At 61.8% G+C, this 21279-nt stretch carries 26 protein-coding genes; 6 read left to right on the top strand and 20 right to left on the bottom strand.

Features of this window, described 5'->3' with window-relative positions; all coding sequences use genetic code 11:
• Positions 1-40: 40 nt before the first annotated feature.
• On the bottom strand, positions 41-283 hold the full coding sequence (locus ACFQ00_RS07870; RefSeq protein WP_381488650.1) for a DUF2497 domain-containing protein: 243 nt from the start codon (positions 281-283) through the stop codon (positions 41-43).
• Between ACFQ00_RS07870 and ACFQ00_RS07865 the strand changes: the two genes are divergently transcribed.
• Positions 195-467 (top strand): secretin N-terminal domain-containing protein, encoded by a 273-nt coding sequence (locus ACFQ00_RS07865; RefSeq protein WP_381488647.1) that lies wholly within the window; start codon positions 195-197, stop codon positions 465-467. The genes ACFQ00_RS07870 and ACFQ00_RS07865 overlap by 89 nt on opposite strands.
• A gap of 27 nt (positions 468-494) precedes the next feature.
• Here the strand turns inward: ACFQ00_RS07865 and ACFQ00_RS07860 are convergent, their stop codons facing one another.
• Positions 495-1943, bottom strand: coding sequence for a TolC family outer membrane protein (locus ACFQ00_RS07860; protein ID WP_381488644.1), 1449 nt, complete (start codon positions 1941-1943; stop codon positions 495-497).
• A 10-nt stretch (positions 1944-1953) separates the two neighbouring features.
• Entirely contained in the window at positions 1954-2616 is a 663-nt protein-coding gene (locus ACFQ00_RS07855; protein WP_381488642.1) for a protein-L-isoaspartate O-methyltransferase family protein, read from the bottom strand.
• A 526-nt stretch (positions 2617-3142) separates the two neighbouring features.
• Between ACFQ00_RS07855 and ACFQ00_RS07850 the strand changes: the two genes are divergently transcribed.
• Positions 3143-3547, top strand: coding sequence for an SLOG family protein (locus ACFQ00_RS07850; RefSeq protein ID WP_381488720.1), 405 nt, complete (start codon positions 3143-3145; stop codon positions 3545-3547).
• A gap of 637 nt (positions 3548-4184) precedes the next feature.
• The gene (locus ACFQ00_RS07845) at positions 4185-4475 is read left to right on the top strand and encodes a hypothetical protein (RefSeq protein WP_381488640.1); all 291 of its coding nucleotides are present in this window, start codon (positions 4185-4187) and stop codon (positions 4473-4475) included.
• A 432-nt stretch (positions 4476-4907) separates the two neighbouring features.
• Here ACFQ00_RS07845 and ACFQ00_RS07840 read toward each other — a convergent pair whose 3' ends face one another.
• Positions 4908-6137, bottom strand: a complete 1230-nt coding sequence (locus tag ACFQ00_RS07840; protein ID WP_381488637.1) for an AAA family ATPase — start codon at positions 6135-6137, stop codon at positions 4908-4910.
• Positions 6138-6275: 138 nt separating this feature from the next.
• Between ACFQ00_RS07840 and ACFQ00_RS07835 the strand changes: the two genes are divergently transcribed.
• The 3 genes from ACFQ00_RS07835 (at position 6276) to ACFQ00_RS07825 (ending at position 7957) form a co-directional block, all read left to right on the top strand.
• Entirely contained in the window at positions 6276-7172 is an 897-nt protein-coding gene (locus tag ACFQ00_RS07835; RefSeq protein WP_381488634.1) for an IS1 family transposase, read from the top strand.
• Between the two features lie 317 nt (positions 7173-7489).
• On the top strand, positions 7490-7684 hold the full coding sequence (locus ACFQ00_RS07830; RefSeq protein WP_381488631.1) for a hypothetical protein: 195 nt from the start codon (positions 7490-7492) through the stop codon (positions 7682-7684).
• Between the two features lie 30 nt (positions 7685-7714).
• Positions 7715-7957 carry a hypothetical protein gene (locus ACFQ00_RS07825; protein ID WP_381488628.1) on the top strand — a complete coding sequence of 81 codons (243 nt, stop codon included), beginning with the start codon at positions 7715-7717 and terminating at the stop codon, positions 7955-7957.
• Between the two features lie 12 nt (positions 7958-7969).
• Here ACFQ00_RS07825 and ACFQ00_RS07820 read toward each other — a convergent pair whose 3' ends face one another.
• From ACFQ00_RS07820 to ACFQ00_RS07745, 16 genes are all read right to left on the bottom strand, one after another.
• Positions 7970-8473 (bottom strand): hypothetical protein, encoded by a 504-nt coding sequence (locus ACFQ00_RS07820; RefSeq protein ID WP_381488626.1) that lies wholly within the window; start codon positions 8471-8473, stop codon positions 7970-7972.
• Positions 8455-8919 (bottom strand): lysozyme, encoded by a 465-nt coding sequence (locus ACFQ00_RS07815; protein WP_381488624.1) that lies wholly within the window; start codon positions 8917-8919, stop codon positions 8455-8457. Before ACFQ00_RS07815 ends, ACFQ00_RS07820 begins: the two co-directional genes overlap by 19 nt.
• A complete protein-coding gene (locus tag ACFQ00_RS07810) occupies positions 8916-9194 on the bottom strand; it encodes a hypothetical protein (protein WP_381488622.1) in 279 nt (92 codons plus the stop codon). The genes ACFQ00_RS07815 and ACFQ00_RS07810 overlap by 4 nt, the downstream gene beginning before the upstream one ends.
• Positions 9194-12298 (bottom strand): hypothetical protein, encoded by a 3105-nt coding sequence (locus ACFQ00_RS07805; protein WP_381488619.1) that lies wholly within the window; start codon positions 12296-12298, stop codon positions 9194-9196. The genes ACFQ00_RS07810 and ACFQ00_RS07805 overlap by 1 nt, the downstream gene beginning before the upstream one ends.
• On the bottom strand, positions 12295-13500 hold the full coding sequence (locus tag ACFQ00_RS07800; RefSeq protein WP_381488617.1) for a hypothetical protein: 1206 nt from the start codon (positions 13498-13500) through the stop codon (positions 12295-12297). The genes ACFQ00_RS07805 and ACFQ00_RS07800 overlap by 4 nt, the downstream gene beginning before the upstream one ends.
• Positions 13501-13569: 69 nt before the next feature.
• Positions 13570-14310, bottom strand: coding sequence for a hypothetical protein (locus ACFQ00_RS07795; protein WP_381488615.1), 741 nt, complete (start codon positions 14308-14310; stop codon positions 13570-13572).
• Positions 14307-14597 carry a hypothetical protein gene (locus tag ACFQ00_RS07790; protein ID WP_381488612.1) on the bottom strand — a complete coding sequence of 97 codons (291 nt, stop codon included), beginning with the start codon at positions 14595-14597 and terminating at the stop codon, positions 14307-14309. Before ACFQ00_RS07790 ends, ACFQ00_RS07795 begins: the two co-directional genes overlap by 4 nt.
• Entirely contained in the window at positions 14584-14769 is a 186-nt protein-coding gene (locus ACFQ00_RS07785) for a hypothetical protein (protein ID WP_381488609.1), read from the bottom strand. The genes ACFQ00_RS07790 and ACFQ00_RS07785 overlap by 14 nt, the downstream gene beginning before the upstream one ends.
• Before the next feature lie 125 nt (positions 14770-14894).
• A complete protein-coding gene (locus tag ACFQ00_RS07780) occupies positions 14895-15896 on the bottom strand; it encodes a major capsid family protein (RefSeq protein WP_381488605.1) in 1002 nt (333 codons plus the stop codon).
• Between the two features lie 11 nt (positions 15897-15907).
• Positions 15908-16354, bottom strand: coding sequence for a structural cement protein Gp24 (locus tag ACFQ00_RS07775; protein ID WP_381488602.1), 447 nt, complete (start codon positions 16352-16354; stop codon positions 15908-15910).
• Positions 16355-16366: 12 nt separating this feature from the next.
• The gene (locus ACFQ00_RS07770; protein WP_381488599.1) at positions 16367-17527 is read right to left on the bottom strand and encodes a DUF2213 domain-containing protein; all 1161 of its coding nucleotides are present in this window, start codon (positions 17525-17527) and stop codon (positions 16367-16369) included.
• Positions 17528-17609: 82 nt separating this feature from the next.
• The gene (locus ACFQ00_RS07765; RefSeq protein ID WP_381488596.1) at positions 17610-17906 is read right to left on the bottom strand and encodes a hypothetical protein; all 297 of its coding nucleotides are present in this window, start codon (positions 17904-17906) and stop codon (positions 17610-17612) included.
• Positions 17903-18139, bottom strand: a complete 237-nt coding sequence (locus ACFQ00_RS07760) for a hypothetical protein (protein WP_381488593.1) — start codon at positions 18137-18139, stop codon at positions 17903-17905. The genes ACFQ00_RS07765 and ACFQ00_RS07760 overlap by 4 nt, the downstream gene beginning before the upstream one ends.
• Positions 18140-18220: 81 nt before the next feature.
• Positions 18221-19063 (bottom strand): phage minor head protein, encoded by an 843-nt coding sequence (locus tag ACFQ00_RS07755; protein ID WP_381488590.1) that lies wholly within the window; start codon positions 19061-19063, stop codon positions 18221-18223.
• Positions 19063-21012 carry a phage portal protein gene (locus ACFQ00_RS07750; RefSeq protein WP_381488587.1) on the bottom strand — a complete coding sequence of 650 codons (1950 nt, stop codon included), beginning with the start codon at positions 21010-21012 and terminating at the stop codon, positions 19063-19065. Before ACFQ00_RS07750 ends, ACFQ00_RS07755 begins: the two co-directional genes overlap by 1 nt.
• A 46-nt stretch (positions 21013-21058) precedes the next feature.
• Positions 21059-21274: a hypothetical protein gene (locus ACFQ00_RS07745; protein WP_381488584.1), complete on the bottom strand. Its 216-nt coding sequence runs from the start codon at positions 21272-21274 to the stop codon at positions 21059-21061.
• Between the last annotated feature and the right edge of the window lie 5 nt (positions 21275-21279).

The following is a 21279-nucleotide window of genomic DNA, read 5'->3' as shown; positions in this document are numbered from 1 at the left end:
CGCGCGGCGCGGCGGCAAGCGGGCCAGCGACACGGAGAGCTTACTTGCGCGTGATGCGCGCGATCTCGCGGGCGACCATCTGCTCGACGATCTCCGGCAGGTTGGCATCGAGCCAGCCCTTCAGCATCGGCTGAAGCATTTCGCGGACCAGACCTTCGAGCGTTTCCGGTCCCGTCCCGTCGCCGCGCAGGCGCATGGAGGACAGCGCGGAAAAACTCTCCGACGCCTTCGCCTGGACAGCCTCGGAAACCGCGGACTGCGCGGCTTCCGAAAGCTCCAGCACCGCCGAAGGTTCAGCCTCGAACCGCGCGCCCGTTTCGTCGAGCGGTTCGTCCTCGTCGTCGAATTCGGGTTCCGCTTCCGGCGCGCGCACGCGATCGCCATCATCCTCCGCGATGATGCGGCGGATAGACGCGAGGATTTCCTCCATCGTGGGTTCGGGCTTGCCTGCCATGCGTGCGATTTAGCGCCAATCGCCGGGCGTTGTCACGCGGCTACTGCTGGACGCTCGGCGGAGCCGGCGGCCCCATCGTGTCCGGCGCCTTCACCTGCGTTGCCACGGGCTGCGCATCAAAGCCTGGCGCCCAGTCCACCCAGTGGCGTTTGGCCTGCGCGGTGTAATCGTCCGGGCGGTAAAGCTCGACTGGCAGTTCAAGGTCGTCCGCCTCGGCGCGGCCCACCGTGGCGAGCAGCGCATAGCCGGCAACGAACGCATCGCGTTCGGCGCGCACCAGCGTGACGCGCGCATCGAGCAGTTCCTGCTCGGCGTTCAGCACGTCGAGGATGTCGCGCGAGCCGACCTCGTTCTCGGCGCGCGTGCCTTCGAGCGCGAGTTCGTTGGCGCTGACCTGAATCTTGGCCGATTCGATCGTCGAGCGGGCGCTCTGCAGGTTTTCCCATGCCTGACGCGCACTCTCGATCGTGTCGCGCTCGGCGGAGAGCGTGTTCTGCTCCGCCTGCGAGAAGCGCGCCTCGGCCTGCCGGATGCGCGAGCCCTGCACGCCCGCCTGAAAGATCGGCAGCGTCAGCGTCGCGCCGATGTTCTGCGTGTAATCGATGCCGCTGGTGCGGACGCCCGCGCCCGCAGCCGAGAGGCCGCGGAAGTTCGTGTAGCCGACGCCGAAGGTGGCATCGACGCTCGGCAGGCGCGCGCCCTTCTGCACGCGCACGTCCTGACGCGCGGCTTCCTGATCGGACTTCGCGGCGAGCATGAAGGGGCTGTCGGCGAGCGCGAGATCGATTGCCTGCTGCTGCGTGCCGGGGATGAGACCGGGGAGCTGCGGCTGTTCAAGGTTTTCCGGCGCGTGGCCGACGACGCGCTCGTATGTGGCGCGCGCGTTTGCGAGGTTGCCGAGCGCGGCGATGCTCTGGCTGCGTGCGAGTGCGAGACGCGCTTCGCTCTGCGCGACGTCCGTGCGCGTCAGGTCGCCGACCTCGAAGCGGTCGTTCGACGCCTGCAGCTGGCGTTCGAGCACACGCACCTGGTTCGATGTCAGGTCCACCTCGGCCTGAAGGCGCAGCACGTCCATGTAGGCGACGACGGTGTCGAAGATCGTCTGGTTCTCGACCCCGCGAAGCTGCTCGCGGCCCGCGATCTCGCGGCTCTTCGCGGCCTTCAGTCCGGCCTGCAGACGGCCGCCGTGATAGACGGGCTGTGAAAGCTGTACGCCGACCGTAACGAGGCGGCTCATATCGTTGAAGCGGCCGGGGCCGGTGGTTTCCTGATCGAGCGAAGCCGATGCGCCGACAGTCGGCCGGAACGCGCCGAGCTGCTGCACGACGGTTTCGGAAACCGCCTGCTGGCCCGCGCGGGCGCCCGCAAGAACGGGGTTGTTGGCATAAGCGGCAGCCATCGCGTCGCGGAGGCTTTCCGCCGCCGCCGGCGTTGCGCCAAGTGCGGCAAGCGCCGCGCCCCCCATCAGAACGAAAAACCTGCCACCCATTCGCCCGCTCCTAGAACTCGAAGACCCGCGGCCGCTCGAAACCCTTGAGCCGCGGTGCGCCTGCTTCAAGCAGACGCGTCCAGCCCACATGACCGCCCGCGACACGGCCCACCGCAACGCTCGGCGCCGCGCCGCGCTCGGCGAGTACGGCCGCGATGCGTCCGCCGTCACGTACCTGCGCGACCAGCGCATCCGGCACGTCCTCGACCTCGCCGTCGATCAGCAGCACATCATACGGTGCGCCTTCGGCGCAGCCCTCGGCGAGCGGCCCTTCGATGACGCTGACGTTGGAAACCCCGGTCTTGGAGATCGCGGAGGACGCGCGGCGCACCAGCGTCGCATCGTCCTCGACAAGCGTGACATGCGCGCAGAGCCGCGCAAGGATCGAGGCCGAATAACCCGTCGTGCCGCCGACGATGAGCGCGCGCTCGGCAGGCGCCACTTCAAGCGCGGACATCAGCAGACAGCCGGCAAGCGGTGCCGGCATCGCGCGGCCCGGCAAGACCTCCAGCGCCTCGTCGAGATAGGCGAGCGAGGAGAGCTCGGCGGGAACATACATCTCGCGCGGCACATATTTGATGGCGGCGATGAGATTGGGCTCGACGATGCCGCTCGGGCGCAGCTGGCTGTCGATCATCGCGCTGCGCATCTTCCTGAAGTCCGGCAATTTCACGGGCTTCGCGTCCTCCTGAACCTGTTCACGGTGTTATATATAAATAACACACCAAATTGGCAAGCCGCAGGCCGCTTGAGGCACGGCAGGGCTGCATCCGGCTTTAAGAGCTTCGCGCGGCAACGCCAAGGCGGAAAGTCAGCGCCTGTCCATTCCTGTGCAGCTTCTGTCGAAAGGCAACACCGGCGAGGCATTTACACTGGCCCACGCGATGGTCTAGAGAGCGCGCCTCCCGCATCGAGGCCCGATGGCGGAGTGGTTACGCAGAGGACTGCAAATCCACTACCTCGCGCCGATTCTCTAGCATTGTTCGCAGTTGTTCGCCGTTTGTGCCAGCACGGGATTCTGCGGGTTTGCGCGGCGCATTGCGAACTTTTCTCTGCTCGCTGCGTCCTTCCCCGGCATCGGTACCAAAAACCGGCCTTAGGATCGCCCTGACAACGGTTTTTCTGCGGACACACAGGGTTGTCCACAGGCGGATTCCAATAGGTTACGGGCGAAGTGCGGACAATGGGAGGGTGGCGTGATGGGCGTGCTCTGGTATGCCGTCACCGGCGGGCGGGACTATTCCGACTACCTCCATGTGAAGCGCGTTCTCGACGAAGAGCGTCCCGGAGTCGTGGTGCAGGGCGAGTGCCCGGTTGGCCACGGCGGGGCTGACGCGCTGGCCAAACGGTGGTGTCGAGAAAACGGCGTCCCCTGCATCGGCATTGAGGCGCAGTTCCGTTACTACGGGCCGAAGGCTGGGCCCATGCGCAACAGGTGGATGTTTGACCTTCTGCCCATCTACAAGCTGATAGCCTTCCCCGGCGGTAAGGGAACAACGAACGCTGTTGAGGAGGCAATAAAGCGCGAGATTTGCGTCCGCGACGAGCGTGGACGGCTGTTTCCCTCCCCCACGCAGCATGAGAAAGGACATGGATATGGATGAGTGGAGGCCGATCGAGACGGCGCCAAGGGACGGCAGCTACATATTAGCAATCGTAGCGGAGAACGACAGCCGTCATCTCGGCCACCTTGCGGGACGCGTGTTCGTCATTCGTCATGAGGGCCGCACCGACTCAGGATATGACATGGGTTGGGCTGTTTACCCCGGATACGGGGGCGCGCCGGACGCACTGTTCTCGTGCTGGATCCCCCTTCCCCCTCCCCCACAAGGCCCCCGCCCATGAGCGGTGAGACGATGAGAGAAGCGGTGGCGCGGGCGATCTGTGAAGCTGGCGGGCGCAACCAGTTGCATTGGTGGGCATACGCTGGTGAGGCCGACGCAGCCATCCGCACTGTGCTGGAGAGGCTGAGAGAGCCTGGAGACGCCGTGATCGAAGCGGGCTATGATATACTCATGGAACGAGGGTGCAACCCATTGTCTGAGGACGCACAGGATGTCTGGCAAGTCATGCTCGACGCGGCTGTGCGGGAGGTGGGGTGAATGCTGGACAGGTTAAGGCAATGGTCGAGAAGGCCAGCCACCAGGGACGACCTGTACTGCATGGTGGTCGCCATCTGTATAGCGTTCTTCCTGTTCGCCTAACCTTGCCCTCCCGTTCCCCATGTGTTCTCATGGGTGGATGAAAAAGCATGACTGGCTGCTGGACTACGCGAAGGAACAGGGCTGGCGTGTCGGGTGGACCTGCGAGACACACCCGGACGGCCAGTTCACGGTCTGGTGCTGGGTCAAGACCGAGAAAGGACGTCGCCCCTACCAGTTCGGTATGCACAAGCGTTCGGGAGATGCTCTGGAACAGGGGATCGAATCGTCAGCGTCTCTCGCCTTCGGTGCGATCGGCCCGATGACCGACCCTTGGGCGAACGAGGAGAACTGGGAATGGAAGCCGGTAGTGTCTCAGTTTGAAATATGACGCGCTTTTGCCATTATGTCCGGCTTCCTATATGCTTAGCGGAAAGCATGGAGGCGATATGACGCATCAAGAGCGTATAGATCAGGCGAAAAGCCAAGTGAAATCTGCGCTAGTGGAGCTAGAGCGGTTAATTGGAGAAGGCGCGTCCGACACTACTAAGGAAGTGGTCGCAGACCAAATCAATGCGCTTCAAGATCAAATCAGTCGTTTAGGTGGGCTTGATGCCTAAAGGCCCCCGTGGAGAGAAGCGTCCGGCCGATGCAATCGGCCTTGCCGTGCTTGTCGGCAAGATCGCGACCGGCGAAGTCGAGGACGTCACTGATGAGGCTGTTGCCAAGGCGGCAATTGCAATGGGACGGAAGGGCGGGAAGGCGCGAGCTGCGAAGCTTACATCTGAAAAACGTTCCGAAATTGCACGGCAAGCGGCGAGAGCTAGATGGCGAGTGAGCGCTGACGGCGAGTGACAAACTTCTCGAACGTTGCGCGGCTCAATTTGTTATTCTGCAATGCGCGCATGATCACGTAAGGCTGCATCATCGCGTCGGTGAATGAATAACGGTAGTTACGCGCTTCACCGGCCCTCTGGAGTATGCACCCTCGCTTCTCTTCGCAAAATTCATTCATATGGAATGCGAACGTGGCTGCCGTGTAAGGGGGCTTTTTTGGAGAAATCTCCGCCAAAGGTAGCGCTACACCCGCTTGTTGGAATTGCCCCAAATCGTCAGGCTCAGCAAGCGCGCAAGCGATAAGCACCGGCTCGAATAGTGTTTCTTCGTTTCTCTGACTAACGACGGCCTCAAGATACTCTTTCGTGATTGTCTGATCTACCTCCTTCATTGCTTCTGCGAGCCCCTGGAACACATCGTCATCGCGAACCACAATGCGCTTAGCATTCAATGCAGATAAGGCCGCATGACGCCCGACAAGGTGTGAATAGTAGGGAAGGCCACGAGAAAGAAAAGCGATCTGGAAAAGCGCTTCATCATCAATCTTAAGTCCGCAACGCTTATAACGGACGGAAACCACCTTTTCCAAATCTTTTAGACTCAATCTAGGCATTTTTACCTGCTTGAGGGCTCTGGAAATTGAGCCATGATGGGCAAGAAGTTCTTCCGCGTTTTCTGCGATACCTACCAGTACAAGCTTGGTATGCAGGCCGTGATCCGACAATGACTTAATTGTATCAGTCATTAGAAGCTTTGTCGCATCGTCGGATATCTTATCGAACTCGTCCAGAACCACGATCATTAGTTCATTTAGATCGATAGCGGAAAATTCCACCTCGACGTCGTCTGGCGTTATATCATTGGGGTATAGCTCATCGAGCGACCTTGCGCCCGACTCAGCTGGAGCGCTTATGCGACGGAATACCTTGCGCCAGATCGTGGGAAAATCACTTGTTCCGCAATTTACTTGGATTGCGCGTACGCGCCTCGTAGGAGAGTTGAGCGAAGCGTAAAATGTATTGGAGATGGAGGTTTTACCTACTCCACGCTCTCCATAGATCAGCGCATGTTCGCCGGCGCTTGTCATGATATTCCGAAGGCGGGCCGCCTGCTCTTCGCGACCGGCCAAGTCCTCCTGCAGTTTGATCGGCGCGCCCGGACTAAAGGCGGCATACACTTCGTTCTTCCGCGCTTCCCATTCTTCTTCGATCATCATATTCGCCCGCCCTACGCCCGGATAATTCTCCGAGCGCGCGCAATCTCACAAAATAGGACGCTCAGGGCAAGCGAAAATTAGCTGCGCGCATGCGGAATATGCTTGCACTTTCTATTAAAAGTTCATATTGAAAATGACATGAACAAGCTCTCTCTCGCCAAGCGCACGCAAATCCTCGCCATGCTGTGCGAAGGATCGTCCATGCGGTCGATCAGCCGCGTTGCCGACGTGTCGATCAACACGGTTTCGAAGCTTCTGGTCGAGGCTGGCGAGGCTGGCGAGGCTTGCTTGAAGCTGCATGACGAAACGGTCCGCAACGTGAAGGCGAGCCGTATCCAGTGCGATGAAATCTGGTCGTTTGCGTATGCCAAGCAAAAGAACGTGGCGACGGCCAAGGCCGCCCCTGCGGGTGCTGGTGACGTGTGGACGTGGACCGCGCTCGATGCCGATACAAAGCTGATCGTGAGCTATTACGTCGGAGACCGTTCCGGTGAGTCCGCGATCACGCTCATGGACGATCTGCGCAGCCGCCTTGAGAACCGCGTCCAGCTCACCACGGACGGACACAAGGCTTACCTTGAGGCGGTCGAAGGCGCTTTCGGCGGCGACGTGGACTATGCGCAGCTTGTGAAGCTCTATGGTCCCTCGATCACCGCACCGGGCCGTTACAGCCCCGCCGAGTGCATCGGCGCCCGCAAGCTCGCCGTTGAGGGCAACCCCGACAAAGCGCACGTCTCAACGTCCTATGTCGAGCGCCAGAACCTCACGATGCGCATGTCGATGCGCCGGTTCACCCGCCTTACCAACGGCTTCTCTAAGAAGCTGGACAACCATATCCACGCGCTGGCGCTCTACTTCGCGTTTTACAACTTCTGCCGTATCCACAAGACGCTCAAGGTCACGCCTGCGATGGCCGCTGGCGTTACTGATCGCCTGTGGAGCCTTGAGGACATTGTTGCCCGGATCGACGCCGACGCTCCGGCACCCAAGCCGCGCGGGCCTTACAAGAAATGCGGGGCAGAAAATTCAAACTGAGACACTACCTGGAAGCCTTCTTGGTTGCGGGAATCTGCGGATTCTGGTAGGGGGTAAGAGTTGCGGCGGCACGGAAGGACGTGCGGGGAGAGCCCCTTACGGCTAGTAGCGGGTTAGTGTGCACGCGAGACCCGACGACAGAGACAGCCGGTATCAAGCCCGGCCTGCAACCCGTCAGCCCTCCCGAGCCGGGAGACGTTAGAGAACACAAGGCTCGGCAAGACGTGCATGTCACCGGATGGTGCGCTGCACGGCGGCGGGTGGAAGCCCCGCACTTACCGCATAAAGCGCGTTTATGCGATTATTGGGATACGAGGATGAGCAAGGCTGCATTCGACAAGATCGCCGAAGGGCTGCAGGAAGCGCTTGCCGTGGCGAAGGGCAAAGCCAAGCCGTTCAAGGTGTTCGGGATGCCTGTGGTCGTTCGCAAATCGCTACCGAACGACGTGATTGAGTTCCGTCACCCGGACGGGCGGGTGGACAAGATCGTGAACTTACCCCTCACCAAATAACATCAAGCGCCGTTGATCGGGGAGGGCAGAATGGAGATCATCAACCCGCAAGTCTACGGAGACATTCCGCTCGAAGGTCATGCCGACCTCTCGTGCGGATTGAGCGTCTATTTCTATGGCAGAGGCGAGCGGTGCACTATGTCCATCTGCAAGCCGGATGGCTCCACCATCTGGGAGAAGGAGTACCCGATGCCGGACGCGGTAAATGCGCCGGAGAGCACTGTGATCGCCGCCATGGAGCGGGCTGCTCAGGATTGGCGGGCGTCCCTGTAAATTCGCAGGCGCCTACCGCTCCACCGCCACCTGCTTCCTGATCCAGTTCTGTAGCGCATCGAGCTGCAAAGCCTGCTCCGTCGCTACGAGGCGGGCTTCGAGAGAAAGTCCACAATACGTGGGGCCTGCATTAACTCGGCAGGTGGCATCGGAAACGCCGGGCAAATCGGGCGTTCCGGCGTCACGGGAATCGGCTTTGGCCTCGGCGAGCAGGCGCTGATAGCGAGCGCGCACGTCAGCAAGGCGAGCCTGATAGTCGGCGCTGACCTCATGGGTGATCCTTTCCTGTTGCACCTCGACGAAGCGTGCTGCTGCGTGGGCATTGGCAACGGCTGTCTGGTAGGCGGCGCGGTAGTCTGAGACCTGCTGCTCGTAGCGGGATTGTTCAGCGGCGAGTTTGGCTTCGAGCGTGTCTATGCGTTCACCTCGATACCAGCAGACGGCGGCGAGGGTGAGGAGGACGCCACCAACGGCGATCTCGCGCCAGTGGCGGACGATCAGAGGCCGGTGAGGCATAGCTCGGTTTCCGCTTTCCGGCGATTGACGAGCCCCTGCACAACCATCCCGCCCGCCATCCGCCAGCGGGCAAACTGATCGCACGCGCCCTTCAGGTCGCCAGCATCGAACAGCCGATCGACTGTGCTGCGGCAGTAGGCGCCGACGCCGATATTATAGGCGAGGCTGACCGCAGCCGCGAGCTGGTACGGGTGGTATTGCAGGCGCGGCGTGCATTGCAGCACTTGGTTCGCGAATTCTGCAACGGCCTTGTTGAGCATCGCCAGGCATTCAGCATCGGTGTACCGGCGCATCTCGACACGGGTTTCGCCGTAGCAGACGGTGCGGACGCCTACGATGTCGCGGTAGGGGTCGTTTGATTTACCTTCCCACGGCGCAACGATCGCTACCGCGACGGGGACAGATGCGGCCATCGCCCACTTGAGGACGTTCGCCGGTATTTTCATCGCAGCACCCATTCCTTGACCGCGACGATCGCGCCAAAGATCGCGGCCACGATCGTCCCGCCCCAGACCGCGAACTTGCCCACGCTCTTTGTCGTGCTGTAGACCTCGACCGGCCCGGCGGTCTTCGCCTCAACAGAGGCAACCGCCGACAAGACGCGCTCGATATCGCTCTTTGTCGCCATCCCCTCCTTGATCGAGGAAACCTGCTCTTCAACGGACGCTAGCCGGCCCTCCAATCGATCCACTCGCGCCCCCAGTTGTTCGTTTGTCAGCATTACGCGATCCCCGCCGAGCCAAAGTCAATTTGGCTATGCTTCCACGAGACAACGCCGAGGTCTTTGTCAGGTGGTGCCACAGCCCGCGCGGCGAGTATCGCATCGACCGCCTCGTCAAGATCATCGACCGGGCTGATCCACCCACGCGCCACGGCATCCTGAGCCATCTTGAGCAGCCAGTAAGCGCGATGCACCGTGTGCTGCGCCGCGCCCGCGAAACTCGTATTGATCCATGTGCTGTTGGTGTTGACGTAATCAATCATCCCGGCGAGATCGCTGTAGGTGATCGGTCCGCCCGAAACCTCTCGCAATCCAAGTGCAGACCCCGACCGCGTGCCATACACGCCGCGCGTGCCTCCGAAATGCAGGAAGCGTGTCACCATCTGGCGAGCGATGCGCTCCAGCATCTTTGGACGGCCCGCAGATGCCCACAGATAGGCACCTTCGGTCGAATACATCTGCGTCTGGAAGTTCGAAATCCCAAACCCGTTATCACCGTCGAGCGATCCAATAAGACGCAGCATGATGCTTGTTGCATCAGTTCCCGCGTCAATGGCGTCGATACGGTTCGACCAATCATCTAGACACTCCGAGCACATTTGCAACGCGCGTTCAGATGTCCAGAGGTTCGGACCAGACGCATGTATCGCTACGTCGCGCAGTCGCCAGAGCGCAGGCCAGAAGTTGGCAGTAGCGCGTTGGGCGTCGAAGCGATGGCGATACGTTCCGTCAGCGTTCTTCCCTTGGTAGACGCTCGCCAACGCATAAGCCGCGATACCCTGCATCAAGATAGCAGCGAGAGGATCGCCAGTTGCAACCCACCACGTAAAGCCGTGATTGAACAGGTGGGCTTCGTCGCGGCCATGATCGAGTGTCGAGTGACCGGTTGCTCCGCCCGTGTAGGTTCCCCAGCCAGTGGAATCGACATTTACGCCGCCAGATTGCAGAACGAAGGTCTTTGCGGTCGTGTTTCTGGATGTCACCGTAAACGATCCAGAAAGTTCAGTCATGCCGGTTGCGTCGCGTATATAAATCCCCTGTCCATTCACCGGAGCAACGGGGCCATCATAGGTTACGACACAGGGATTGGCGTTCGTGACCGATACAATGCTGGTGTAAAACGCGCCCAACTCGACGGCATAGGGATAGCCGAAAGGCACCCGCCAGTACCCCTCTTCCCCCAAATCCTCGGCCGAACTCCCTTGATTGAAATACGTGGCATCGCCGGAGAATGGCTTTTGCGGGTCGCGCAGCGTATGATGATTTGCCGACCAGATGCAGAGATGAGGAACGGTCGGGCTATAGTAGGTCTGCGCCTTGATCCAGTCCTTCATGGCGTTGAACATGGTCGTGTTGTTGTCGAAGGCCGCAGAGAGAATTTGCGCCTCTTCACCGGGCAGGAACCCACGCGACGACGTGTATTCGCCGCCCGCGCCTTCGATAAACCCGATCGTGTTATTGGTCGATGCCCGCCCATAGATACGCGCCGGAACATAGGTCTTTGGAGCATTGCCGGGAGGGGTTCCGGGCGTCGTGGATGGCGTTCGCGGCCACCCTGAGAACGCGGAAACCGAGCATGGCATGATGCGCTTTGCATTCATCGCGGCGACAAGCGCGGCGGACGTGAATGCCACCGGCTGCACCGTTTCACAGTGGCCGATTGCGCCATTCAACACACCGACCGACGTCACATCGCCGTTGATTGAAACATCGTAGTGTTTCTGGATGATCGGCGCGGTCGTCGGCATGTGCGCGCCGGTCGTATAGCCGGACAGGCGATGGATGCGGACCCGGCAGAAATCGACGTTGCTGTTGTAAAGGTCCATGTAAGCCCGCGCGCCATCCGGCAGATCGCCGAGATAGTAGCAAGGCCACGTGCCGGACGGCGTGACGTGGTTTCCAAGAAACTCAGGGGTCTTTTCAACGCCATCGATTTTGATAGTCCACACACCGGGCTCTGGGGGTTCTTCAGCGTCGATCACGTTGACCGTGACATCCTCGCCAACCGTGTTCCCCGCCGTTCCGGTCCACCGCGCTTCAATGATTCCAGCGTCCCCAAGCGGCGCATCAGCGGCGACAGTAACAGTCGCGGCGCCAAACTCGCCTTCGGTAATCCCGCTCGCGCTGTCGCCGTTTTCCTGCACGAGAGCAGGCGTCGCGAATTCGACCGTTGCGGGTGGGGACGGGTCAAGACTGCCAGTTGCGCGGACCTTCAGATAGCGCGTGCGCGAACCTGCCGCCGAAAACGTGTAGGGTAGATCGCCAAAAGCAATCGCTGTCCACGCTCCCGGCGTGTCACCGGAACTGGTGACAACGCCATACTCCAGCCCCGTGGGCGAACCGCCACCGCTTGCGCAGTCGAACGTCACGTCGCAACTGTCAGGGCCAGGAACAATCGACGTGATTTCAAGATCGGTCGGCGTGGTTTCCTGCGTCGGACCGCCTCCGCCCGGCTCTTTCAGCGCGACAACACCAAGGACGAGACCTGCGGCGCTTGCGGAGGCTGCGAGCGTGCCGGTGGTGGTGCCGATAGCGCCTGCCGTTGCCTTGAGGCCCGTGGTAAGCGTAATACCGCCACCGTTGCCCTGATTGGTGCGGTCATCGAAGCGTTCGGTGATGCTGCTGAGATTGGCGTTTGTAACGCCGCTCATCGCCTGACCGCCGTCAACGTCATAGTCGGCACAGGAGAACAGTGCGATCAGGCTGTCTGCGCCTGTCGTCGTTACTCCCGGCCATGACGGCGACGTGGTGTAAGCACCCGTGCTGACATTCTGCACGTCGATGTCGGCTGGCGAAGTTGCGAAAGCAAAGGCGAAGTTCGAGCTGCCGCTGTCAGCAAGCGTAACAGTTGTTTCAGAACCGTCCGCAAGATCGTTTTTCTTGAATAGCTGAAGCCGGTTTGCGTCCGCACCACCTGCCGTGCCGTCCCCCCACGACGAATTCGTTACGTCCGTCCATCCGGATGGTGCAGCAATCGGCTGGTTTGCGGAGCGAAAGCCTATCCACAACTGCCGCCCCGCCGCCGTCACGGACGATACGTTGAGGCTCAGGGCGTTGATGCCGCCGAGCGAAGCGGTGACGCCATAAAAAGTGGGGTAAGTCATGCGCTTTGATCCGGGTAGTTCAGGGTTGCATCACTGTCGTTCGCGAGCGTTCCTGTGCCCGCTGACATGTAGTTCGAAAGGTCAAGGCCCAGCGGGAGCGTTTGCCCCTGCTCGATGTTGAGCGTGCGGGACGTGATGACCGGCACATTGTCAGCGATCGTTACCGTGATCGTGATATTCGCCGTGCCACCGTCGCCGATGGCCTGCAAAACCAGATCGCCGGTAACAGGCCCGGTGTCGCCATCACTTTCGCCCGTCAGATCGGCAAGATCAGCAAGCGGGAATTCGTCGTTCACAGCGAGCGGCGTGTCGTCGCCGTCATCGATATAGAACACACCTTCGCCTGGCAATTCGATGACCTTGATCGTATCGGCGTTGGAAACCACAAGCGCATTGCCGAATGTGATGGGATCAATGAATGGCAATTCAAGGTTGTACGAACTTGGTGACCATTCAGGGGCAGGCGGCGCGATATCGATAGGAACGGTTGCATTCGCCGCCGCATCAGGGCTGACCCCATTCGATGCGGTAAGGTCAACGTCTATTGCGCCGCTGCCTGTTCCTGTAGCGATGTATGAAATGCCCGGAACCTGTGCGCTCGACACCGTCGCCGGTAGAGTTACAAGGTCGCCGCCGACGATAATCTGCACATTTTCCGGGTATGTGCCGGAAAGGAGGTAAGTCGGCGGAGGGTAGCCGGAGGCCGTTACAAAGCCGAATGAGGTAGCGTCAATATCTTCCGTGACCTCATCAAGCGTTCCGGGCTCGCTGGCGAATGCGGGGGCGGAGGGCGTGGGCTCGCCGACTTCCTCCCATTCGGTGTCGCCGAGGTCGTCTTCAGCAAGCACGTGCCAAATGAGATCCCCGCTATCGAGAACGCTTGTGACGAGCAGCCGGCGGAGCGTGCGGCCCTCGCCGATCATGCTCGCGGCCTGCGCCTCAATCTCCCAAGGTTCGGACGCTGATATCTCGATGCGGGACAGGCGCGGGGACTGTCCCGGCGCACGCTCGCGCAGCACGACAGTCGATGGCTGATACGGCAGCGCCTCATGGCGCACGCGGCCATTGATGACCGCAAAGCCGGGCGCGCCTTTATCCGACACGACTTCAACCCAGCCGGACGTAAGGCCCTCGATTTCGGCTTGGAAGGGTCGCCCGCGAACGCCCCGCGTGTGAGAAAGCGTCAATTCGTTCAGCGCCATGCTTATACCTCTCCGAGCATGGCGCACCTTCGCGCCCGGTGAGGTTCGGGATTACCGCCGTCGAGGTGGCTAGGCGGCGTTCAGGCGCACAGAAATCGCGGCATCATCCCATGCGCTGTTGCGCCGGTAGTGCTTCCCGATCCACGCATCCGTCGTCAATTCCCAAGGCTTCGGCGTGCCGGGGAAAAACATCAGCCGCCATTCGGGGGCGAGGTGGTTCTTGCTGCTGCCCCACCACACGACGCCGTGTTCCGGCCCCCATGTCGTCTCGCCCCAGCCGAGGATATGGCTTATCCATGCCTGATCGGAGCCGATGAATTTCTGCCCCGCTTCGGCTGCGCGTTCGGGCGTGAACTCGGTATAGACGCGCGACCGGCAGCCCGCCGTCATCATGACCATGCTGCCATTGTAGGGGCGGCGCGGCGAGGTGCCGCGATACATGACGAAATCATCCGGGCGGTCGAACAGCGGATCGAGACTGCCGGCGATAACCGCGTCCAGGTCCATGCTCACGAAGCGCTCGCCAAATATCTCGGTAGCATCGGGGCGGAACATCGCAAGGCGTCGGTGGCACTGCGGATAGCCCTTGTCCGCGCCCCATGTCGGGATACGCACATCCTCGAACTCGCCGGGCGGGGAGATGATCCGAACGCGCGGGTCGATGCCTTCCGGGCTGTTCGTCACGCACGCCAGTTCGTGCGGCATGGAGAGGTGGCGGTCTATGCAGTCTGCCCAGACGTTGACGTGTTCTGCGGTGTACGTGGAGCGCCCGCCGGGCTGCTTCCAGAGCCAAGTCAAAATACGAATCAAGGGATCATGCCTTTCAGTTCTTTCATCCGGGCGTCCATCCGTTTGGCCATGTCCCCCGCCGACATCACAAGTTCACGGATCGCGACCATGTCCGGCTCAGGTTTCTCGCTCTCGCGGTGAATCTCGCGCAGGGTCTCGCAGATGGTCAGCCGCTTGCTGTGGTGTTCGGGATTGAGGATGAACTTGCGCTTTCCCCTCATCGCCATCGTGGCGTGCAGGAAGCTCATGCCTTCCGGGACCGGCCCGAGATTCGTGATCCCCGTCTCGTCGAGGTCACGCGCACGCAAGGGCCGCCTCGATCAGTTCCGGGCGCCCGGCCTTGTGGTGCGGCTTCTTGCCCGTCAGCTTCTCGACGAATGCCCGCAGGGCGTCATCGTCCATCGCCTCGACAACGGCCCGCCTGTCATCCTCAGGCGCCGCAGGATCATCGAGCCGCGTGAGGTCGGCAGGCCACGACACGACTGCCGCGTCTGCGAATGTTGCTGTTTCGCCCGGTTCCAGCAAAGCATAAGAGCAGCCCCTTAGGAGGACCGCTCTTGCACCGGGCGCATCATTTCTGAACTGCGCCATTAGACGTTCTCCGGTTACGACGCGGCCAGATCGACCGCCGTTTTCGCCTTCGGGATGCGGTTCTCGTAGCCGCCGATGGACATGATGCCAGGCACTTCCCACGAAAACGGACCCTTCTGCCACGCCGGGAAAAGCTGATGCCCGCCGCCGGGGAGGTGGTAGCGATGCGCCTCAGGCGTGTTGGCATAGGCGATGATACGCTTCTCGCCGCCCGCGCCGGCCGTTTCCAGATGGCGGGTGCGCTTCAGCGTCACCGAGCCGAGAATGGAATTGGCCGCCATGTAGGACAGCACCGAGAGGCCGGTATCCGTCATCCGCTTGGATGCCAGGATATTCCAGATGCTCGTCGGCAGTGCCAGAGTGTCGGCGCGGTAGGTTTCCTTGGTGTTCGTCTCCACCGAGGTCAGCGCGTCATTCAGCACCGCAACGTCCGAATCTGGGTCGCTGCCGGACGTGATCGCCACACCGGACGTGATCGTCTGGAGCGGGTCATTCACGAAGCCGGTGGCGAACTTCAGACCGTCGCCGGTCATCGCGACCTTGTGCATGAAGCGTTCGGCCGTCTTGCTCGCAGCATCCGCCTTGTCGGCGAGGATGTTGATACCGAGCTGCTGCCCACGCTCAAGGTCCGCCCGGTTCCACTTGTAGCCAATCGCGGCCATGTGGTTTTCCTGAAGGAACTGAGCGCGCGACACGTCCGCATAGGGCATGTCGTCCGCCGCCGCGTCATACCATTCCGGCTTGCCCGCGATGTCGCCGCTGTAGAACAGCGAGCCCGCAGTCCAGACCGTGCCCGCCGTATCGACCGGCATGAACTCGGCATAGTCGGCGGTCGGGTACTTGACCATGTACACGCCGCTCTCGACGCGCAGAAGCTGCGGCGCGAGGAACGACATGACCTGCTGATCGTTGCTGAGATCGACACCGCGAATAGCGTCCGCGAACGCCTGTCCGCCCTCGATTTCGAGGTGGGCAACCGCCGCCTGTACGCTGTCGAAGAACATGGGTTTCGTCATTTCAATGCTCCTCAGCGACGCACGATGCGGACGACATCGCCGCTCGATTTGGTTTGATCGAATACCCAGCCGACCAGCGCGGTGTTGCCGCCGGACGTGTCGGTGAATGCGCCGCCGCTGGTCACGTAGACCGCCGCACCGTCTGTCACGTCGTCGCCCGCGAGCACCCATGAGGTCCCGCTGTTCTTGATGCGGATGGTGTCGCCGGTGATGTACGTATCGGCAGCGCGCGCAGTCGTGACCGGGAGGCCGCGATTGGCGAGCGTGATGCCATAGAGGGCGGCACTCGGCGTCGTTACGCAGCCTTGGTCGTCAGCGCCGCGAAAGACCGCCTTGCCGAAACCGCAGTTCGCAGATTCCAGCGTGCGGCTGATGATGTTGCTAGCCTCCCCGTTGGCTTCCATTCCAGGAAAGCCCTCGGGAATGTCGTCCGGGAAAGTGTTCTGAAGAACGGCCATCGTTTATCTCCCTCAGGCCTGACCGGCGGCGCGGTACGCGGTCGCCTTGTTGTTGAGCCACTGGCGGCGGGCATCCGTGGCGCCCTTTGCGGCGTCCTGAGTGGCCGGGTACGGGATGATCCGCGTTTCCTGATCGGCGGCCTTGACGCCCTTCGTCAGCGCGTCGAACGCGATGGCGATATGATCGGCGGTGTAGCCCTTGGCCGCATCGCCCATCTTGGCGTCCACGACCGCCTTCTTGATCGCGGCAGTGTCGGCATCGGCAGCAACGGTCACACCGGCGGCCTTCGCCTTGGCCTGAACGTCTGCATATTCCTTGGCGGCATCGGCGAGCTTGGCCGGGGTGATCGCGGCATCGGCGAGCTTGGCCTTGAGGTCCGCAATTTCCGCGTCCTTCGCGGTGATCGTCGCCGCGTCGGCAACGGCCTTGTCTCCGGCAGCCTTCGCCTTGTCAGCGAGGGCCGCATTGTCGGCCTGCAACTTGGTGATCGCCGCCGCAGCCTCATCAGAGACGTTGGGGACGATGAGACCATCAATCGTCAGGGTCTTCATTTGTGTGTCTCCGATGGAGGTGAGGCGGGCGAGAACGTCCGCAGGGATCGCGTCGCAGATGGCGAAGCTGGGCTTGCCGTCCTTGATCGCGCATTCGGAGCCAGCGCGGCCCCTATCGACCAGCGCCACATGATTGCCGCCGGTGATCCGTGATTGGCGCGCTTGGCAGGCTGTGCCGTCCGCCGCCGTGAATGATCCGATTTCGAGGTCTACGCCGTAGCCGTTCGACAGTTCGCGCTTGCCGGAATCGACGGCTGCGATGGTCTCGGCATCGGTGAGAAGCAGGTCGAACGCGAGATAGTCGCCGTCCCGCAGCGCGCCCATGACGGTGCCGCGCGCGTGGTCGCGCCAGTTCGCGGCGGTGACGGGCTCTTTCGGGTGGTCGTTGGTGATGGGCTTGCCGATGAACGACCGAACAGCCGCCTCATCGAATACCGTGGCGTCGTCGCGCAGAACCTTGACGGTCGCCTGATCGCGGAGGCCGTGCACGTTGTCCGGGTCGATCTCGAAACCGGCATAATCATAGACGCCGACACGAGCCGCGCGCGCACGGACAGCCAGATACCCGTCGCGGGTGCGGCGGGGCTTGTCGAGTACGAGCGTATCGCGCAGGTATACCATGCGCGAAAGGTTAGATTGGGGGGTGTGGGCGGATTACCGCCGTCGATTTACGCGCGCGGGTGCGCCCGTATTGAGACCGTAGTCAGCGGCCTGGAAGTTCTAAAGCTGCATTGATCATCGCCCGCCAGCACTGCCTTGCGGCCCGGTAATTCGGCGGCCCTTCGTCACCTCCACCGCTGCACGGAATCATATCGGCGCCATCGGAGACCATGGCGTCGCTCGGTTCGGAGATGGCGCGTAGAACGGCGCGGGCTAGTGGCTCCGGGTTCGTCACAACATAGAACGGCTCTCGGCCGACAACGCCAAGCTGGTCGCCGGCTATGTTCTGCACGAGTGCAGTGTTGTTGATGGCGGCTATGGCGCGTTCGAGCGGAGTCATACCGGAAACCGCGTGTCTGCCCGCGCTTCAAGGCGGAGCAATCTCTGGAGCCTCTCAGGCTCTATTTGCGTCGATGCCATAGAGGCCAGCGCGGACTCCACGGCGTCAAAGACGATCTGCATATCGGCGACGTTCTCGATTTTATTGCGGCGAAATACGAGGCTCTCTGTTAATTTCCCGATGTTGTAGATTGCGGCCTGTGGCGGCTCTGCGGTATCGATCTCATCAGCCATGTCGAACGCTCCATGTTCGGGGTGGTCAGGGTCAGCGGTGTTCACGCGCCGCTGGCCCGCATGATACCAGAGCCGGCCCGGCTAGTCCTCAAAAATCAGCACAGAAAGCGACCGACAACCGCAGTAGGGAAGTTGGCCCGGTCGATCCGCAGGCGGCGTCCGAACAACCTTACCCTCAACAGTCTTCCCGACCATCGCCGGGTCATCCGAATACACGAACCCATTGCGCGCCCGGTGATCCTCGCGAGGATGCCGCTTGCCCGAATGCACCCACGACCACTCCGACATGCCCGCCTGATTCCGTCGCTCATCGGCAAGCGAGGAATTGAGCTTGTTGAGCTGATCGGCCGCAATGCGCTTCGACCGATCGCGCCCCATCGAAACAGCCTCGCGGATCGACGCCGCCACATCGCGCGCCGGGCGATTGTTCCGCAGCCCATCCCACACCGCGTTCGAAATGCGCTGCCGGGCCTGATCCGATATGTCCTTGATGAGCGAGACATTCCATTCGATCGCCGTCTCCAGCGGCACGCGCACGTCGCCGACGCCGAGCATGGACGACAGGTCGACGCCGGTTCCCGAAAGGATCGCCGACGTCCAACGGTTCCGCTGCCAGCGTTCGACGGAGAACGCCCATTCGCGCACCTCCGGCGTCAGGGTCAGCATGAGGCTATTGATTGCCCCCTGCATCCGCTCGATTTCGGCGTTCACGTCGGCGGGGCTGTCGGTTGCCATTTCGGCGAGCGTCGCGCGGTACTGGCGCATGATCGTCTCGCTGGCCTGCGACCATGCCGTGATGACCTGCGCATATGTCTGGTAAAGGCCCGTCGCGAGCGTGGATGGCGGGGCGGTTTCGCGCAGTGCGATAGATTTGCGCCGCACGTTACGCTGGCGACGGACCATTTCGGCGAGGTTGAATTGCATTACGCCTCACGGACCTTCGACTTCCAATCGAGGTCCAGCGCCTCAAACCGTTCGGGGCCAAACACAAGCTCGCCGTTGAACGGCTTCAGCGCATCAAGATCGACGCCCGCCGGTATCTCGTAAGACACCGTGATATGCGGCTGATACGACGGGTAATCGTGACTTCCGCCCGCTTCGATCATGTCCTTGTGGCGGTACACGAGATCGGGGCTGGCGAACGACAGGACGACGGCATTCTCGCCAAGGCGTTCAATGACGCGCGGGCCGCCCGGTCGCACCGTCACGCGGCCCTTGTCGTCTTCGCGCCAGTCGCGGCCCATGCGGAGTGGATCTACCTCATTGCGCGAATAGAGGATGGTCACGTGCATATCGTCGGCGGGCAGCGTCGTGGCAAAGCCGTTCGCGCGCGCCCACGCGATCAACGCAGACGCATTGAGAAGCTGACGGCTGACATAGAGCGGACGCGGCTTTGCGTCTGCCAGCCATGTCGCGGCGTCGGTGGCACCGGTGGCGGACCGGGGGGATGGCCCGCCATTCCGGGCAGATGTTGGATCAGCCTCCTTTCCGCTTGCCTGCAATTCCGATGGATCGCTGCCGTCGCCATCCGGTTCAGCCGAGACGCCGTAACGCTCGCTTTCCGGGATGCTTTCGAGCGCGCCTTCAAGGCCCGGCATATATCCGCGTTCGATAAGCGCGTTCTGTAGCGCCTCGCTGAATGCGCGTTCGGGGATCGTCGCGGTAAGCTGCAATTTCTCAGCAGCGCCCATGAACACTGCGAACGTATCGGCCTGCTCCTTCTCGGTGGGCACGTCGAGCGGCGCCCACTCGTAGAAGATTTCCGGTGGACGCGAGCCGAGCGCGGATGGGATCAGGTAGCGGTCAAGCTCATCGATGCACGGCGCGAGTTCGATTTCCTGACCGGCGCGGATCATCTTGTTCCAGTTTGCCATGTCGGATTCGCCGGTCGCGTTCATGCCAGCGGGAGAGGTTCCTAGAAGCCGGGTCATGGGGATATCGGAGAGGCCGGACACAAACTGCGCCATTGCCATCATGATATCGGGGATGCCGGTCCAGTTGACCTGGTTGAAAAGCACATCCTCGCCGGGGTTGTCGCCGCCGGTTCCCGCATCCATCAGCGAGGCGTTGTAGAGGCTTTCGCCCATGACCATCGCGGAGAGGCGCCGACGCAGGGCCGCCTCGCCTTCCTGCGTGCTGACGATATCCATCAGCCCCGGAATCTTGATGACGGTATTCCGCACCTTCGCGACAAGCCCGGCAAACGCGCCATTCGCGCTGTCGCTGTTCTGGACCGCCTCCATCATGCGTTCGATACGGCTTTTTCCCCAGAACCGGTCTTCATCGGTCATGCCGATGACATCAGCCACGGGATCACCGGGGAAGGCGATGACGCGCGACGGGTGCAGGTCGATTTGCCCGCCTGTCGTGCTGAGACGATACCGCTCCGGCTTGTTATAGTTCGGGTCGCGGTAATCCTCGATCAGCCGCCCGATATCGAGCTTGAAGCGGGACACGACGTGGATATAGGCGATGCCGCCTTTGTTGACGTTCGGCGCGGGCTGTGTCGGATCGCCCGGCAGTCCGAGAACAAGCGCGCCGCCGCCAAGTCCGCGATAAACTTCGGCGAGGCGGATTTTCTGCCGCAGTCCGAGCCGCTTTTCCTCGGCTTCGAGCTTCGTGATCTGGTCCTTGTCCGCCTGCCAATCCCGCCACGCGCGCACCTTGTCCAGCGCGGGGATATCGATGACCTTGCCCATGAGCCCGCTGCCGTCATAGGCGCTGGCGATCTGGTATTGGGTAAGGCGGCAGGACTGATACACGTTCGCGCGGCGCCAATCCGCGCTCGTGCCTTGGCCTGTGATGGCGTTGGTCAGGCTATCGGCTGCGTAGCCGGCCTTGAACGTGATGGATCGAATGCGGGCGCCGGACATTGTTCGACGCTACCGCCGTCGTGATTTTGGCATTACCGCCGTCCACTCAGCACGACTGCTGATAGACCGGGATGCGGCGGCCCTTCTTGCCCTTGTAGCCGATCAGGACGCCGCGAATGACGACCTTGCCCTGCCTGCGCAGCTTGTCGGCTTCGAAGTCGGCGGCGCGGCCGCAGCGGTCGATATAGACGACTTCCGGCTCCTTTTGCGGCGGGGCCTCGGCCTGCGCGGCAAGCAGCGCGGCGGCGAGAAGTGCAATCATGGTTT

This window comes from Sphingosinicella xenopeptidilytica (genome assembly GCF_042676985.1).
In the GTDB taxonomy this organism is placed as follows: domain Bacteria; phylum Pseudomonadota; class Alphaproteobacteria; order Sphingomonadales; family Sphingomonadaceae; genus Sphingosinicella; species Sphingosinicella xenopeptidilytica.
The sequence above is the reverse complement of the archived record's forward strand: the minus strand, read 5'-3'. Positions and strand labels throughout refer to the sequence as shown.

Excerpts from the sequence above, each read along its gene's own strand:
- ACFQ00_RS07770 (WP_381488599.1), bottom strand. The coding sequence starts at position 17,527 with ATGGTATACCTGCGCGATACGCTCGTACTCGACAAGCCCCGCCGCACC.
- ACFQ00_RS07825 (WP_381488628.1), top strand. The coding sequence starts at position 7,715 with ATGGAGATCATCAACCCGCAAGTCTACGGAGACATTCCGCTCGAAGGT.
- ACFQ00_RS07760 (WP_381488593.1), bottom strand. The coding sequence starts at position 18,139 with ATGGCTGATGAGATCGATACCGCAGAGCCGCCACAGGCCGCAATCTAC.
- ACFQ00_RS07780 (WP_381488605.1), bottom strand. The coding sequence starts at position 15,896 with ATGACGAAACCCATGTTCTTCGACAGCGTACAGGCGGCGGTTGCCCAC.
- ACFQ00_RS07800 (WP_381488617.1), bottom strand. The coding sequence starts at position 13,500 with ATGGCGCTGAACGAATTGACGCTTTCTCACACGCGGGGCGTTCGCGGG.
- ACFQ00_RS07750 (WP_381488587.1), bottom strand. The coding sequence starts at position 21,012 with ATGTCCGGCGCCCGCATTCGATCCATCACGTTCAAGGCCGGCTACGCA.
- ACFQ00_RS07865 (WP_381488647.1), top strand. The coding sequence starts at position 195 with ATGGAGGACAGCGCGGAAAAACTCTCCGACGCCTTCGCCTGGACAGCC.
- ACFQ00_RS07820 (WP_381488626.1), bottom strand. The coding sequence starts at position 8,473 with ATGCCTCACCGGCCTCTGATCGTCCGCCACTGGCGCGAGATCGCCGTT.
- ACFQ00_RS07850 (WP_381488720.1), top strand. The coding sequence starts at position 3,143 with ATGGGCGTGCTCTGGTATGCCGTCACCGGCGGGCGGGACTATTCCGAC.
- ACFQ00_RS07810 (WP_381488622.1), bottom strand. The coding sequence starts at position 9,194 with ATGCTGACAAACGAACAACTGGGGGCGCGAGTGGATCGATTGGAGGGC.
- ACFQ00_RS07815 (WP_381488624.1), bottom strand. The coding sequence starts at position 8,919 with ATGAAAATACCGGCGAACGTCCTCAAGTGGGCGATGGCCGCATCTGTC.
- ACFQ00_RS07840 (WP_381488637.1), bottom strand. The coding sequence starts at position 6,137 with ATGATGATCGAAGAAGAATGGGAAGCGCGGAAGAACGAAGTGTATGCC.
- ACFQ00_RS07860 (WP_381488644.1), bottom strand. The coding sequence starts at position 1,943 with ATGGGTGGCAGGTTTTTCGTTCTGATGGGGGGCGCGGCGCTTGCCGCA.
- ACFQ00_RS07845 (WP_381488640.1), top strand. The coding sequence starts at position 4,185 with ATGAAAAAGCATGACTGGCTGCTGGACTACGCGAAGGAACAGGGCTGG.
- ACFQ00_RS07830 (WP_381488631.1), top strand. The coding sequence starts at position 7,490 with ATGAGCAAGGCTGCATTCGACAAGATCGCCGAAGGGCTGCAGGAAGCG.
- ACFQ00_RS07745 (WP_381488584.1), bottom strand. The coding sequence starts at position 21,274 with ATGATTGCACTTCTCGCCGCCGCGCTGCTTGCCGCGCAGGCCGAGGCC.
- ACFQ00_RS07765 (WP_381488596.1), bottom strand. The coding sequence starts at position 17,906 with ATGACTCCGCTCGAACGCGCCATAGCCGCCATCAACAACACTGCACTC.
- ACFQ00_RS07835 (WP_381488634.1), top strand. The coding sequence starts at position 6,276 with ATGAACAAGCTCTCTCTCGCCAAGCGCACGCAAATCCTCGCCATGCTG.
- ACFQ00_RS07805 (WP_381488619.1), bottom strand. The coding sequence starts at position 12,298 with ATGACTTACCCCACTTTTTATGGCGTCACCGCTTCGCTCGGCGGCATC.
- ACFQ00_RS07755 (WP_381488590.1), bottom strand. The coding sequence starts at position 19,063 with ATGCAATTCAACCTCGCCGAAATGGTCCGTCGCCAGCGTAACGTGCGG.
- ACFQ00_RS07775 (WP_381488602.1), bottom strand. The coding sequence starts at position 16,354 with ATGGCCGTTCTTCAGAACACTTTCCCGGACGACATTCCCGAGGGCTTT.